16 protein-coding genes are annotated in these 14,035 nt (G+C 66.4%); 10 read left to right on the top strand and 6 right to left on the bottom strand.

Annotation, left to right across the window (positions count from 1 at the left end):
• Position 1: 1 nt before the first annotated feature.
• The 6 genes from rbfA (at position 2) to pnp (ending at position 5,454) form a co-directional block, all read left to right on the top strand.
• Positions 2 to 415 (top strand): 30S ribosome-binding factor RbfA, encoded by a 414-nt coding sequence (rbfA, locus tag ASE83_RS01785; protein ID WP_055786748.1) that lies wholly within the window; start codon positions 2 to 4, stop codon positions 413 to 415.
• The gene (locus tag ASE83_RS01780; RefSeq protein WP_055786752.1) at positions 416 to 991 is read left to right on the top strand and encodes a thymidine kinase; all 576 of its coding nucleotides are present in this window, start codon (positions 416 to 418) and stop codon (positions 989 to 991) included.
• Entirely contained in the window at positions 991 to 1,596 is a 606-nt protein-coding gene (locus ASE83_RS01775) for a hypothetical protein (protein WP_055786755.1), read from the top strand. The genes ASE83_RS01780 and ASE83_RS01775 overlap by 1 nt, the downstream gene beginning before the upstream one ends.
• Positions 1,596 to 2,597, top strand: a complete 1,002-nt coding sequence (gene truB, locus ASE83_RS01770) for a tRNA pseudouridine(55) synthase TruB (RefSeq protein WP_055786758.1) — start codon at positions 1,596 to 1,598, stop codon at positions 2,595 to 2,597. The genes ASE83_RS01775 and truB overlap by 1 nt, the downstream gene beginning before the upstream one ends.
• An 11-nt stretch (positions 2,598 to 2,608) precedes the next feature.
• On the top strand, positions 2,609 to 2,878 hold the full coding sequence (gene rpsO, locus ASE83_RS01765) for a 30S ribosomal protein S15 (RefSeq protein WP_055786761.1): 270 nt from the start codon (positions 2,609 to 2,611) through the stop codon (positions 2,876 to 2,878).
• Positions 2,879 to 3,108: 230 nt separating this feature from the next.
• Positions 3,109 to 5,454, top strand: a complete 2,346-nt coding sequence (gene pnp / locus ASE83_RS01760) for a polyribonucleotide nucleotidyltransferase (protein ID WP_055786764.1) — start codon at positions 3,109 to 3,111, stop codon at positions 5,452 to 5,454.
• 401 nt (positions 5,455 to 5,855) lie between these two features.
• On the opposite strand, the gene ASE83_RS01755 is transcribed toward pnp, so the two are convergent.
• Positions 5,856 to 6,608: a molybdopterin-dependent oxidoreductase gene (locus tag ASE83_RS01755; RefSeq protein WP_055786766.1), complete on the bottom strand. Its 753-nt coding sequence runs from the start codon at positions 6,606 to 6,608 to the stop codon at positions 5,856 to 5,858.
• Positions 6,605 to 7,297 carry a cytochrome b/b6 domain-containing protein gene (locus ASE83_RS01750; protein WP_055786769.1) on the bottom strand — a complete coding sequence of 231 codons (693 nt, stop codon included), beginning with the start codon at positions 7,295 to 7,297 and terminating at the stop codon, positions 6,605 to 6,607. Before ASE83_RS01750 ends, ASE83_RS01755 begins: the two co-directional genes overlap by 4 nt.
• A 78-nt stretch (positions 7,298 to 7,375) precedes the next feature.
• Here ASE83_RS01750 and ASE83_RS01745 point away from each other — a divergent pair, with 78 nt between their 5' ends.
• Entirely contained in the window at positions 7,376 to 7,981 is a 606-nt protein-coding gene (locus ASE83_RS01745) for a flavin reductase family protein (RefSeq protein WP_055786772.1), read from the top strand.
• On the opposite strand, the gene ASE83_RS01740 is transcribed toward ASE83_RS01745, so the two are convergent.
• Positions 7,978 to 8,802, bottom strand: coding sequence for a sulfite exporter TauE/SafE family protein (locus tag ASE83_RS01740; protein ID WP_235513159.1), 825 nt, complete (start codon positions 8,800 to 8,802; stop codon positions 7,978 to 7,980). The two genes, ASE83_RS01745 and ASE83_RS01740, sit on opposite strands and share 4 nt — an antisense overlap.
• Before the next feature lie 13 nt (positions 8,803 to 8,815).
• On the opposite strand from ASE83_RS01740, the gene ASE83_RS01735 reads away from it, so the two are divergent.
• On the top strand, positions 8,816 to 9,364 hold the full coding sequence (locus tag ASE83_RS01735) for a hypothetical protein (RefSeq protein ID WP_055786778.1): 549 nt from the start codon (positions 8,816 to 8,818) through the stop codon (positions 9,362 to 9,364).
• Positions 9,365 to 9,421: 57 nt separating this feature from the next.
• Here the strand turns inward: ASE83_RS01735 and rlmN are convergent, their stop codons facing one another.
• The 3 genes from rlmN to ASE83_RS01720 all read right to left on the bottom strand — a co-directional run bounded on the left by rlmN (position 9,422) and on the right by ASE83_RS01720 (position 11,887).
• Positions 9,422 to 10,621 (bottom strand): 23S rRNA (adenine(2503)-C(2))-methyltransferase RlmN, encoded by a 1,200-nt coding sequence (gene rlmN / locus ASE83_RS01730; RefSeq protein WP_055787713.1) that lies wholly within the window; start codon positions 10,619 to 10,621, stop codon positions 9,422 to 9,424.
• Positions 10,622 to 10,781: 160 nt separating this feature from the next.
• Positions 10,782 to 11,225, bottom strand: coding sequence for a hypothetical protein (locus ASE83_RS01725; RefSeq protein WP_055786781.1), 444 nt, complete (start codon positions 11,223 to 11,225; stop codon positions 10,782 to 10,784).
• A complete protein-coding gene (locus tag ASE83_RS01720; RefSeq protein ID WP_055786785.1) occupies positions 11,222 to 11,887 on the bottom strand; it encodes a histidine phosphatase family protein in 666 nt (221 codons plus the stop codon). The genes ASE83_RS01725 and ASE83_RS01720 overlap by 4 nt, the downstream gene beginning before the upstream one ends.
• A 136-nt stretch (positions 11,888 to 12,023) precedes the next feature.
• Here ASE83_RS01720 and ASE83_RS01715 point away from each other — a divergent pair, with 136 nt between their 5' ends.
• Entirely contained in the window at positions 12,024 to 12,680 is a 657-nt protein-coding gene (locus ASE83_RS01715; protein ID WP_055786787.1) for an outer membrane protein, read from the top strand.
• A 173-nt stretch (positions 12,681 to 12,853) separates the two neighbouring features.
• Positions 12,854 to 13,966, top strand: a complete 1,113-nt coding sequence (dnaN, locus tag ASE83_RS01710) for a DNA polymerase III subunit beta (RefSeq protein ID WP_055786788.1) — start codon at positions 12,854 to 12,856, stop codon at positions 13,964 to 13,966.
• The last annotated feature ends 69 nt before the right edge of the window (positions 13,967 to 14,035 follow it).

Raw genomic sequence — 14,035 nt, 5'->3', positions numbered from 1 at the left:
CATGTCAGACACCACGCCCGAAACCCGCTCCGTCCGCCTGCTGCGCGTCGGCGAACAGGTCCGCCACATCCTGTCCGAAATCCTCGCGCGCGGCGACGTGCATGACGAGGTGCTGGAAAAGCATCTTGTCTCGGTCACCGAAGTCCGCATGTCGCCCGACCTGCGCCATGCGACGGTGTTCGTGAAGCCGTTCCTCGGCAAGGACGAGCAGGTCGTGGTGAAGGCGCTGCGCACCAACACCGCCTATCTCCAGTCGGAGGTCGCGCGGCGGGTGAACCTGAAATATGCCGCGAAGCTCAAATTCCTGATCGACGAGAGCTTCGACGAAGGCACTCGCATCGACCAACTGCTGCGCGATCCCAAGGTCGCGCGCGATCTGGAGCTGGGCGATGGCGAGGGCGGGGCCGACGACTGAGTGGCCAAGCTCTATTTCTATTATGCTTCGATGAACGCGGGCAAATCGACGACGCTGCTGCAGGCCGATTTCAACTATCGCGAGCGCGGGCTGACCACGATGCTGTTCACCGCCGCGATCGACACGCGCGAGGGGGCGGGGACGATCGGCTCGCGCATCGGCCTGTCGGCACCCGCGACGCCGTTCGACGCCGATACCGACCTGCTCGAAACCGTCGCCGCGCAACACTGCCAGCACGCGGTCGGCTGCGTGCTGGTCGATGAGGCGCAATTCCTGTCGAGCGTGCAGGTGGATCAACTGGCGAAGGTCGCCGACGATCTGGGCGTGCCGGTGCTCGCCTATGGCCTACGTACCGATTTCCGGGGCGCGCTTTTCCCCGGATCGGCGCGGCTGCTGGCGATCGCCGATGCGCTGATCGAGTTGAAATCGGTCTGCACCTGCGGGCGCAAGGCGACGATGAACCTGCGGGTGGATAGCGAGGGGCGCGCCGTGCGCGATGGGCAGCAGACCGAAATCGGCGGCAACGACCGCTATGTCGCGCTGTGCCGACGCCATTTCTGCGACGCCATGCGTTGATGCGCGCTTTTGCGATCCTGCCGATGCTGGCCCTGTTGTCGGCGGCCCCGTTGCCGTCCGACGATGCGGAGGTCCTCCGCGCGACGTTGCGAAAGATCGGCGGCGATGGAGCGGCGCCCCGCTGCATCACGCCGACGCTGCTCGACCGGACGTTCGCGGAGATGCGCGCCAACATGGCCGAAGCGCCCGACATCCTTGCCCTGACGCCCGACCAGCGCCGAAAGGTCGCGGGCCAATGGATCGCGCAGGCGCGCTGGACCGGCGCCGACGACAAGCCGCTGATCGGGTGGCGGCGACAGGAACTGAACGACGCGGTCGTCGCGCTGTTGCTGGCCGATCCCTTCCCGCCGCCGCCGCGCAGCACGGGGGCAGGGTCCGATGGTCCGGCGATTGCCCTCGACCTGCTGCAACCCGGACAGGCATTGCAGCCCACGGTGGGTTGCGTGTCGGTCACGCTTTCGAACGTCGCGCATCATGGCGACTGGGCGTTCGTCGAGGTCGGCATCGTCGCGGGGCCACGCTCGGGCGTCGGCGATCAATGGGCGTTTCGTCGCGAGGGCGGCAAGTGGCGATGGATCGCCGGTAACCGAATCTGGATTTCCTGATGCACGGCTGGATCATCATCGACAAACCGCTCGGCCCCGGATCGACGCAGATCGTCTCGGCAGTGAAGCGCGCGCTGCGCGAGGGCGGCTATGGCAAGCACAAGGTCGGCCATGGCGGCACGCTCGACCCGCTGGCGACCGGCGTGCTGCCGGTCGCGATCGGGGAGGCTACCAAGCTTGCCGGGCGGATGCTCGACGCTTCGAAACGCTACGACTTCACCATCCGCTTCGGCACGCAGACCGATACGCTCGACCTGGAGGGCAAGGTGATCGCCGAGTCGCCGGTGCGGCCGACGCTGGCGGCGGTTGGGGCGGTCTTGGCGCGCTTTACCGGGCCGATCGAGCAGGTTCCGCCGGCATACTCCGCGCTGAAGGTCGATGGCGAACGTGCCTATGACCTGGCGCGCAAGGGGGAAGAGGTAGTCCTCGCGACTCGGAAGGTGACGGTTTACGCGCTCCAAATCCTCCCCGGCACGGGGAGGGGGACCATGCGCAGCATGGTGGAGGGGGGCGTCCACGAACGCTCCGCTGCTGGAAGCCCCCCTCCACCCCCGGCTGCGCCTGCGGTCCCCTTGCCCGCGAGCGGGGAGGATTTGCAGGAAATCACCCTGTCCGCCTTCGTGTCGAAGGGCACCTATATCCGCAGCCTCGCCCGCGACATCGCCTTCGCGCTCGGCACGGTCGGCCACGTCACCATGCTCCGCCGCACCAAAGCCGGCCCGTTCACCCTCGAATCGGCCATTTCGCTGGACAAACTGGCGGAATTGGGTAAGGGGCACGCGCTTGAAGAAACGCTCCTGCCACTGGGGGCGGGGCTGGACGACATCCCGGCTCTGTCCCTGAACCCCGATCAGGCAGGGCGGCTCCGCAAGGGGCTTCGACTGATCGGGTTTGCAGCGGACGACGGTCTGGGCTTCGCGACGCTGGGGAATGTCCCGGTGGCGCTGGTCGAGACACTCGACGGGGAAACCCGTGTCGTGCGCGGCTTCAACCTCGAATAGAAAGGACGACGATGTCGATCACTCCCGAAAACCGTCAGGCACTGATCCAGGAACATGCCCGCGCCGAAGGCGACACCGGCAGCCCTGAAGTACAGGTCGCCATCCTGACCACCCGCATCCAGAACCTGACCGAGCACTTCAAGACCCATGCGAAGGACAATCACTCGCGTCGCGGTCTGCTGATGCTGGTCAACAAGCGGCGTTCGCTGCTCGACTATCTGAAGAAGAAGGACGCGGAGCGTTACACGACGCTGATCGCGAAGCTCGGCCTTCGGAAGTAAGGGAAAGGGCGGTCCGACGGGCCGCCCTTTTTCCATGTGGGGCGGCACAAACTCCGTCACCCAATTCCCCGCAAAACGGGGTATAGGCTTTGCGACCGGACATCCGGCCAAGCCGTCCCGCCGCAATCCGGCGATGCGGGACACCGGGCCGAAACGGCCTGATTCAAGGGGTGGACCTCCACCCAAGCTGCCCCGGCGCGCATAGGGCCGCCGGACGCGAAGGAAACGACATGTTCGATATCAAGAAAAGCACCATGGACCTGGGCGGCAAGACGCTGACCCTCGAAACGGGCCGTGTCGCACGGCAAGCCGACGGCGCGGTCATCGCGACGTTGGGGGAAACCGTGGTGCTGTGCGCGGTCACCGCCGCACGCTCGGTCAAGGAAGGGCAGGATTTCTTCCCGCTGACTGTCCACTATCAGGAGAAGTATTCGGCCGCGGGCCGCATCCCCGGCGGCTTCTTCAAGCGCGAACGCGGTGCGACCGAAAAGGAAACACTGGTCAGCCGCCTGATCGACCGTCCGATCCGCCCGCTGTTCCCCGAAGGTTTCTACAACGAAATCAACGTCATCGCCCAGGTGCTGAGCTATGACGGCGAGAACGAGCCGGACATCGTCGCGATGATCGCCGCGTCGGCGGCACTGACGATTTCGGGCGTGCCGTTCATGGGTCCGATCGGCGCGGCGCGCGTCGGCTATGTCGATGGCGAATATGTCCTGAACCCGACGCTGGATCAGGTGAAGGAAGGCGAACTCGACCTCGTCGTCGCCGCCACCGGCGATGCGGTGATGATGGTCGAATCCGAAGCCAAGGAGCTGTCGGAAGAGGTCATGCTGGGCGCCGTCGTCTTCGCGCACGATGCGTCGAAGAAGATCGTCGACTGCATCATCGACCTAGCGGAACAGGCCGCCAAGGACCCGTGGGAACTGGCACCCGTCGCCGACCAGTCGGCCGCGAAGAAGAAGCTCAAGACGCTGATCGGCAAGGACCTGACGGCAGCCTACAAGCTGACCGACAAGCAGGCGCGCCAGAACGCGATCAACGACGCCCGCACCAAGGCGCGCGAAGCGCTGGCCGACCTCAAGGAAAGCGATCCGGCGCAGTATCTCGGCACGCTCAAGCTCGTGAAGAAGCTGGAAGCCGAGATCGTCCGTACCGCCATCCTGAAGGACGGCCGCCGCATCGACGGCCGCGATACGAAGACGGTCCGCCCGATCGAGGCGATGGTCCACTTCCTGCCGCGCGCGCATGGTTCGGCGCTGTTCACTCGCGGCGAGACACAGGCGATCTGCACCACGACGCTTGGCACCAAGGACGCGGAGCAGATGATCGACGGGCTGAACGGCCTGCACTACGAACGCTTCATGCTGCACTATAACTTCCCGCCTTATTCGGTCGGTGAAGTCGGTCGCTTCGGTGCGCCGGGGCGTCGAGAAGTCGGCCACGGCAAGCTCGCGTGGCGCGCGCTCAACCCGGTCCTGCCGACCAAGGACGAGTTCCCGTACACGATCCGCGTCCTGTCGGACATCACCGAGTCGAACGGCTCGTCGTCGATGGCGACGGTGTGCGGCGGTTCGCTGTCGATGATGGACGCGGGCGTGCCGCTCAAGCGTCCGGTGTCGGGCATCGCCATGGGATTGATCCTCGAAGGCAAGGATTTCGCGGTCATCAGCGACATCCTCGGCGACGAGGATCATCTGGGCGACATGGACTTCAAGGTCGCCGGCACCAGCGAAGGCATCACCAGCCTGCAGATGGACATCAAGATCGCCGGTATCACCGAAGAGATCATGAAGGTCGCACTCGCGCAGGCCAATGAAGGCCGCGCGCACATCCTCGGCGAAATGGCTAAGGCACTGGGCGAAACCCGTGGCGAGCTGTCGGCGCACGCCCCGCGCATCGAAACCTTCACGATCGACAAGTCGAAGATTCGTGAAGTCATCGGCACCGGCGGCAAGGTGATCCGCGAGATCGTCGCCACCACCGGCGCGAAGGTCGACATCGACGACGAGGGCGTCATCAAGGTGTCGTCGTCCGATCCGGCGCAGATCGAAGCCGCGATCAATTGGATCAAGGGCCTGGTCGAAGAGGCCGAGGTCGGCAAGATCTACAACGGCAAGGTCGTCAACCTCGTCGATTTCGGTGCGTTCGTGAACTTCATGGGCGGCAAGGACGGTCTCGTCCACGTTTCGGAAATCCGCAACGAGCGGGTCGAGAAGGTCGCCGACGTTCTGTCCGAGGGACAGGAAGTGAAGGTCAAGGTCCTCGAAGTCGATCCGCGCGGCAAGGTGCGCCTGTCGATGCGCGTCGTCGACCAGGAAACCGGTGCCGAGCTGGAGGACACCCGTCCTGCACGCGAACCGCGCGAAGGCGGCGACCGTGGCCCGCGTGGTCCCCGTCGTGACGGTGGCGATCGTGGTGATCGTGGTCCGCGCGGCGAAGGCGGCGATCGCGGCCCGCGTCGCGACGGCGGCGACCGTGGCCCCCGCCGCGACCGTGGCGACCGTCCGCGTCGCGAAGAGGCGAAGGAAGACGGTGGCAATGCCGGCCTGCCGTCGTTCATCACCGACAACTGATCGGCACGCTTCGGCGTGAAGGAAAGGGGGCTCGCGGCGACGCGGGCCCCTTTTTCGTGCGGCTTTCCTGCCTTCCTTATCCCCGCGCAGGCGGGAATCCAGAGCCACACGTGGCTGCCCTGCCGCACCACCGCCCGCCTCGAACGTCACCCCAGCGCAAGCTGGGGTCTCGCTCGGTCGAAGAAGATAGGGTTGGTTCACGCGAAGGCGCGGAGACGCGGAGAAGAAGAAAAGTGGTTCGCGCAGAGGCGCGGAGGCGCAGAGAGGTCGGGTACGAGGCGATGCTGCCGCGATCGGTAGACCATCCCGCCCGCTGTAAAGGTCGATAAAGCCGCTTACGCGGGCGTCGTCGCGCCGGACGCAACCCCTCCGCGCCTTCGCGTGAACCGACTTCTTCCTACCTAAATCCCGGCATACCAGTCATACCCGGCGACATCTTCCCAGAAGCCGCCCTTGCCCCCGGCGATACCGCCCAGCGACGCGACCGCCTCGATCCGCTCGACATATTTGGCGTGCTTGTACCCCAGTTGCCGCTCGACCCGCAGGCGCAGCGGCGCACCGTTCGGCACACCCAGCAGCCGGTCGTTCAGCGCCCACGCCAATATCGTCTGCGGGTGGAAGGCATCGACCAGATCGATCGATTCGTAATAGCGCCGCCCGCCGATCGCATCGGCGCAGTGGAACACCAGATAGCGCGCGTCCGGCCGCAACCCCGCCAGTTCGAGCAGCCGCGACAATCGCGGCCCGGTCCATTTGCCGATCGCGCTCCACCCCTCGACGCAGTCGTGCCGCGTGATCTGCTGTCGCGACGGTATCGACCGGATCTGGTCGAGCCGCAGCGACAGCGGTCGCGCGACCAGCCCGTCGATCGTCACCCGCCAATCGGCGAAGCGGTTCGCGACATGGGCGTTGTAATCGGGCGTATTCGGATTGTTGGTGCCGTTGGCACGAAAGATCGGGGAACGCTGTTCGGGGCGATATTCGACCGCCAGCGCGTCGCGGGCGGTGATTGCGCGTTGCAGGCCGCGATGGACATCCTCCGTGCCGCCCAGCAGTGCCTGTGCGGCGGGCAGTTGCGCCACCCGGTCGCACGCCGTGACCAGTCCGCCGGCCCCCACCACCAGCGCCGACCGACGCGAGATCAGCCGGCTCATTCGGGCACCCGCCAGCGACCGGTAACCATCGAACGTACCTCGTTGAGCGCGCCGGCGAGGATAACCAGCACCAGATGGACGATCACGAACAGGGTGATGCCGCTCGCGGCCAGGAAATGGATCGACCGCGCCGATTGCCGCCCGCCCAGAATTTCCAGCAGCCATGGAAACGCCGCGTTCAGCCCCGGCGACAGGGTGATGCCGGTCGCGATCACCAGCGGCAGCAGCCCGAAGATCACCAGGACATAGCTCAGCTTCTGCAATATGTTGTAATCGCCGGGTGCCTCAGGATCATGGAAGCGGAAGGCGAGATGCGCGCGAATATCCGCCAGCAGATGCCGCCGCGACAATTCCCGCCGACGCAGCGCCAGATCGCGCTGGAAATGCCGATTGACCAGACTCGCGATCATGTACGCCAGCAAACCGAACCCCAGCACCAGCGCGAAGGTCAGATGCCAGTTGCGGGCGAGCGCCAGGTTGTAGGTCTGCGGGATCGTCACCCATCCCGGGAACCGGTCGAACGTCAGCCACGCATGGTCGAAATTGGCGCCGTACCGCCCCCAATAGAGCCGGGGATGGGCGTTCAGGATCATCAGCCCGCTGCCGATCAGGATGATGACCGCGACCGCATTGACCCAGTGCCACAACCGGGTGGCAAGGGCATGGCGCTTGATCGTTCGCGTCGTCATGCCGTCATCCTACGGCGCGAACCGGGCGGTGCGAAGGGGCGTTGCACCCGGCGTCCATATCGTGCGTTGGGGACGACCATGACCGACTTCCATTCCTATGCCCCGGCCGACGGCCATCGCCTGCCCCATGATCCGTTCAACGCGATCGTCGCGCCGCGCCCGATCGGCTGGATTTCCAGCCTGTCGGGCGAGGGGAAACGAAATCTCGCGCCCTACAGTTTCTTCAACGCCTTCAACTATCGTCCGCCGATCATCGGCTTCGCCTCGACCGCGGCCAAGGATACGCTGGCCAATGCCCGGGCGACCGGGGAGTTCGTCTGGAACCTCGCGACGCGGCCACAGGCGGAGGCGATGAACGCGACCTCGGCGATGACCGATGCCGATGAATTCGCCCTTGCCGGCCTCGACACCTTGCCCTCGACGCTGGTCGCGCCGCCCCGCGTCGCCGGGTCGCCGGTCCAGTTCGAATGCCGCACGACGCAGATCATCCGCCTGACCGATCATCGGGGCGGCGACATCGATACCTGGCTGGTGCTGGGGGAAGTGGTGCAGGTCCATATCGATCCGGCGCAGCTCGACGACGGCGTCTATCGCACCGAACGCGCCCGTCCGATCCTGCGCGGCGGCGGGGCGGGGGATTATTTCGAACCCGGCGAACGCTTCGACATGCGGCGGCCGGGTTAGCGGTAGGCGCGCACGAAGAACGCAACGGTCACGCCGAACGTCACCACCAGCGTCCACGCGCGAATCTGCCCCGGCGTCAGCCGCGCACCCAGCTTCGCGCCCAGCCATCCGCCGAGAATGCTGCCCAGGATCATCGGGATACACGCCGCCCATGCGACCATGCCGGTGGCCACGAACACGATCGCCGCCGCGCTGTTGGCGGTGGCCAGCATCAGCGTGCGCGGTGCCGCCATCGACTTGACGCTCTGCCCGACCAGCAGGCCATAGGTCGCGGTGACCATCATCCCCACGCCACCGCCGAAATAGCCGCCATAGATGCCCAGCAGCACCTGGGCCACGACCAGCGCCGCCGGACCGATCGTCACCCGGTCGTGCAGCCAGCGCGCCGCGCTCCGCCCGAACGCGATGGCGAGGAACGCGACCAGCAACAGCCACGGCACGATCACGTCGAACAGGGTGCTGGGCGTCCACACCAGCAACAGGCTGCCGAGCAGGCCGGAGACGAAGGTGATGGCGGCCAGCAACCGGATCGGCAATCCGCCCAGCGGCCCCAGCCCCCGGCGATAGGCCCAGGCGCTGGCGATGGCCCCCGGCTGCAGCGCGACGTTGGAGGTCGCATTGGCGATCGATCCGGGCAGCCCCAGCGCGATCAGCGCGGGCATCGTCGCAAAGGTCCCGCCCCCGGCCAGCGCGTTCATCGCACCGCCGAGCACGCCGGCACCAGCGGCAAGGGCAAGGGAGGAGGCGTCGAGCATCGCCGCGCTAGATACCATCGCCGGAGCGCTGTCGAGGGGGACGTGACAGCGCGGCGGGGGTGGCATAGCCTGTCCTTCGATGCCCACCGCACCGCGCTATGTCACGCCCCGTCCGCCCCGCCACCGCGTCGTCGTCGACGGTGCCGGCGAAGTCATCGTCCTGACCGCCCGTCGCAACTGGTTCGCCTTGCCGTTTCTGAGTGTGTGGCTGACGATGTGGACGTTTGGCGGCATCACGGCGATTGGCGAGGTAATGCGCGAGTTCCAATGGTTCCTGTGCATCTGGCTGGTCGGCTGGGCAGCCGGATGGACTTTCGCAGCCGCCACGATCCTGTGGCAATTGGTCGGGCGGGAGGTAATCGCGGTGCGCGCCGGCGACCTTTCGCTACAGCTGCGCGCCGGTCCGTTCGCGCGGACGCGGGTGTATCGCGGCGGCGAGGTGCGCAATCTGCGTGCGCCGGCCCAGTCCTTCGTCGAGAAGAGTCAGGCGGGGTTCGCTCCGTTCATCAACCGGATGGGCGCGGTGCAGTTCGATCATGGTGCGCGGACGATCGGCTTCGCCGGCGGCGTGGACGAGGCCGAAGCGGCGATGCTGCGCGATTGGGCGGCGGCGCGGCTGACGAAGTAGGAAGGCAGGTTCACGCTAGGGGTGCAGAGGCCCCGCCGCATCAAAGTGCCTTCGTCCTCACGCCGCCGCTTCCGCTTCCGCCCGATCACGCTCCGCCCGGCTCTTCTTTTCCGCCGCCGTCTTCAACTGACCGCACGCCGCGCCGATGTCCTGCCCGCGCGTACGGCGGACGGGGGCGGAGATGCCGCCTTCGAACACGATGTCGCTGAACGCACGGATGCGTTCCGGCGTGGAGCATTCGTACACGGTGCCCGGCCACGGGTTGAACGGGATCAGGTTCACCTTCGCCGGCAACTGGTATTTGCGCAGCAGTCGCACCAGTTCGCGCGCATCGTCGTCGCTGTCGTTCTTGTCCTTCAGCATCACATATTCGAACGTGATGCGCCGGGCATTGTTCGCGCCGGGATAGTCGGCGCACGCCTGCAACAATTCCTCGATGCCGTATTTGCGGTTGAGCGGCACGATCTCGTCGCGCACTTCCTTGGTTACCGCGTGCAGCGACACCGCGAGGTTCACGCCGATCTCCTCGCCCGCGCGCGCCATCATCGGCACCACGCCCGACGTGCTGAGCGTGATCCGCCGCTTCGACAGGGCCAGCCCGTCACCGTCCATGACGACGCCCAGCGCGTCGCGCACCGAATCGAAGTTATAGAGCGGTTCGCCCATGCCCATCATCACGATGTTGGTGAGCATCCGCCCCTCGGGCTGGCTCGGCCACTCGCCCAGCGAATCGCGCGCCAGCATCACCTGTCCGACGATTTCCCCGGCGGTCAGGTTGCGCACCAGCCGCATCGTGCCGGTGTGGCAGAAGGTGCAGTTGAGCGTGCAGCCGACCTGGCTCGACACGCACAGCGTCCCCCGATCGGCGTCGGGGATGAACACCATCTCGTAATCCTGCCCGTCGGGCGAGGTCAGCAGCCATTTGCGCGTGCCGTCGGTCGACACATGCGCTTCCTTCACATCGGGCCGGCCGATGACGAAGTGCCGCTCCAGCACCGGATGCTGCGCCTTGGCGATGTCGGTCATGCCTGCGAACTCGGTCGCACCGCGATTGTAGATCCAGTGCCACAGCTGCTTCGCGCGCAGCTTCGCCTGGCGCGCATCGAAACCGGCCGCCTCCAGCGCGGCGCGAATCTCCGGCTTGGACAGTCCGACCAGATCGGTCCGCCCATCGGGACGCGGGGCAAGGCCGCGCGGCACGGGCACGGTATCGACATGGCCGGGAATCGGCATGGGCGGCGTCGAGACTGTAAGCATCGGTGGGATATAGCCGATTTCGGGCGGGATTTCCACTCTCCCCCGACCGCATCCGACTCGTCATCCCCGCGAAGGCGGGGATCCATACGCGCAGCGGCAGTGATTCCTGCCGGAACGTCGGCGGCAATGGATTCCCGCCTGCGCGGGAATGACGACGCTGCTACAAACACCCCAACGCCGCCGTATCGATCGCGGTCGCCGCGCCCGACAGCGCATAGACGTCGACGAAGGCCGCCCCGTTCGCCGCGACGCTCTCGATACTCATCGACCGCCCGCCGCGCATCGCCGCGACGATCGCGCGATCGGTGGCGGCATCTGGACTCCATGCGTCGATCCGCCCGGCGGTCAGGTCGAACCGCCGCTCCCCGATCGCCAGCACGACGCCCGCGCGCGGAGCTTTCGGTCGGCTGAGCCGCACATGCAGTTGCCCGCGCGCACCGGCTCCCGGCCAGGTCGCTACGCTGGCAAAGGGCGTTCCGGTATCGCCCCGCACCGGACGGCTGATCGCATAGCAGCGCGTCGGCCCCTCGTCGCGAAACGCGCCCCAGCGCTGGTGAATACCGATCGCCTGCGGTGCCGCCACCGCCAGCAGCAGCGCGATCAAGCCGGCGCGGCGAGCGAGGCCCGCCCCCGGCCGACATGCGGCACGCTTTCGCGCGCCCCCTCGATCAGCGCGATCGACCCCTGCGGCAGATCGTCGGCGACCGGCGCGTCGAACCGCGGATCGATGGCTGCACCGGTCAGAAGCCCACGCAGCACCCGGCTGGACATGCCGTGCATGATGACCAGCCGGTCGCCGGGATCGCCCGCCGTGTCGACCGCCCAGCTACCCACCCGCGCGGCGATGGCGTCATACCATTCGCCGCCGGGGGCGGGGCGGCGGTACAGCCGCGCCTCGACGTCGAGGAAATCGGCGTCCGCCCCGGTCAGCTCGCGATAATAGCGGCCCGACCAGTCGCCCATGCCGATCTCGACCAGCCGGTCGTCGCGGCGCGCGGCGTGCCAGTCCAACTCCAGATGCTCGGCGATGATCGCCAGCGTCTGCAGCGCGCGCCCCGCGCTCGACGCCCACAGCGTCAATTCCGGCTTTGCGCCCAGCATCTCGCGCAGCGCCGCACCCATTGCATCGGCCTGCGCGAAACCCGCGCGGGTCAGCGGCGTGTGCAGGTGGTCGCCCTGCATCCGCTGCGCGAGATTATAGACCGTCTCGCCATGGCGGGCGATGAAGTCGCGGCCTTTTCGGCGTTTTGGTGGCTGGGTCGTCATGGTCCTGCTTTCAAGCCGGTGTTGCGCAATTGCAACGGATTTCGCTGTTTAGGTGAGGTTCATGCAACGCCCGGCCAAAACGTCCATTGAACCCCCGCGCCCTGTGAACGCGGGCGGTGACAATGGAGTTTCTAGTATGCGTACCCTCATCCTTGGCCTTGCCGCTGCCGGCACGATGCTGGCGACCCCTGCGCTGGCGCAGGACGTGAACCCCGCCTTCACCGGCTTCCGCGTCGGCGCGCTGGCCGGCTATGACGGCATCCGTCCGGGCAGCACCCAGGACAGCGACCTCGACGGCGATAACCAGACCGTGAACGGCATGGTGTACGGCGGCGACGTCGGTTACGACTTCGCGGTCAGCAACTTCCTGATCGGGGTCGAGGGCGAATATACCGGATCGACCGGCAAGGTCGAAACCGCGCGCACCGATCCGAACTTCTTCGGCTTCGGCAGCGTGAAGACCGGCCGCGACCTCTATGTCGGCGCCCGCGCCGGCCTGCTCGTCGCGCCGACCACGCTCGCCTATGTGAAGGGCGGCTACACCAATGCCCGCCTGAACGTCGTCGCCAGCGACGGCAGCGTCGGCAGCCGAGAGAATTTCGAACTGAACGGCTACCGCCTCGGCGCCGGTGTCGAACAGGCGATCGGCTCGCGTGCCTATGCCAAGCTCGAATATCGCTATTCGAACTACAACAACGCCGATTTGCAGTTCCGTGACGGCAGCACGACGTCGCAGTTCGACATCGACACCGACCGGCATCAGGTCGTCGCGGGCGTCGGCATCCGGTTCTGATGAAGCGAGTCAGGCTGGCGCATTAACCATGTGCTAACCACTTGGACGCGAGGAAGGTCGGAGCAGCTTGCTCCGGCCTTTCTTTGCGTTAGACAGGCTGCATTGGATTCTATTTAGGGGCCGGCCGAGTCTGTCGGACCTCAAGTGCGAGCGCATCCGCGCGGGGGAACATCATGAAGGCGACGATCGAACGCGCGACCCTGTTGAAGGGCCTCAGCCATGTCCAGTCGGTGGTCGAGCGGCGCAATACCATCCCGATCCTGTCCAACGTCCTGATCGAAGCGGGCGAATCGAGCATCCGCCTGATGGCGACCGATCTCGACCTGCAGATCGACGAAACCATCGCCGCGGCGATCGACCAGCCGGGCGCGATCACCGTGTCGGCCCACACCCTGTTCGACATCGCGCGCAAGCTGCCCGACGGATCGCAGGTCCAGCTCTCCGCCGCCGAAGGGCGGTTGACCATCGTCGCCGGGCGCGCGCGCTTCAACCTGTCGACGTTGCCGCGCGACGATTTCCCGGTGATCGCCGAAGGGGAACTGCCGACCCAGTTCGAACTGCCCGCGACCACGCTGAAGGCGATCATCGACAAGACCCGCTTCGCGATCTCGACCGAAGAGACGCGCTATTACCTCAACGGCATCTTCCTGCATGTCGCCGAGGATAATGGTAAGCCGGTGCTGAAGGCCGCCGCCACCGATGGCCATCGCCTCGCAAGGATGACCGTCGAGCGGCCCGAGGGCGCGGACAAGATGCCCGACGTCATCGTGCCGCGCAAATGCGTCGCCGAACTGCGCAAGCTGCTGGACGAGGTCGACGGTTCGGTCGGCGTGTCGCTGTCGGGCAGCAAGATCCGCTTCGATCTGGGACAGGCGATCCTGACCAGCAAGCTGATCGACGGCACCTTCCCCGATTATTCGCGCGTCATCCCGACCGCGAACGACAAGCTGCTGAAGCTCGATCCAAAGAGCTTCATGGCAGGCGTCGATCGTGTGTCGACCATCGCCACCGAAAAGACCCGCGCGGTGAAGATGGCACTCGACCGCGACAAGATCACCCTGTCGGTCACCAGCCCCGAAAACGGCGCGGCGGCGGAGGAAGTGCCCGGCGAATATACCGCGCTCCCGTTCGAGATCGGCTTCAACAGCCGCTATCTGCTCGACATTCTCGGGCAGATCGACAGCGACCTGTGCGAAGTCCATCTGTCGGACGCCGCCGCGCCGACGCTGATCCGCGAGAACGACGCTTCGCCCGCGCTCTATGTGCTGATGCCGATGCGGGTGTGAGTCCGTTGGCCCCGCTCCGCATCGTCACCCCGGACTTGTTCCGGGGTCCACGGGGCGACGGGCGGTGTG

Origin of the sequence: Sphingomonas sp. Leaf32 (assembly GCF_001421765.1) — a bacterium.
GTDB lineage: Bacteria > Pseudomonadota > Alphaproteobacteria > Sphingomonadales > Sphingomonadaceae > Sphingomonas.
The sequence above is the reverse complement of the archived record's forward strand: the minus strand, read 5'-3'. Positions and strand labels throughout refer to the sequence as shown.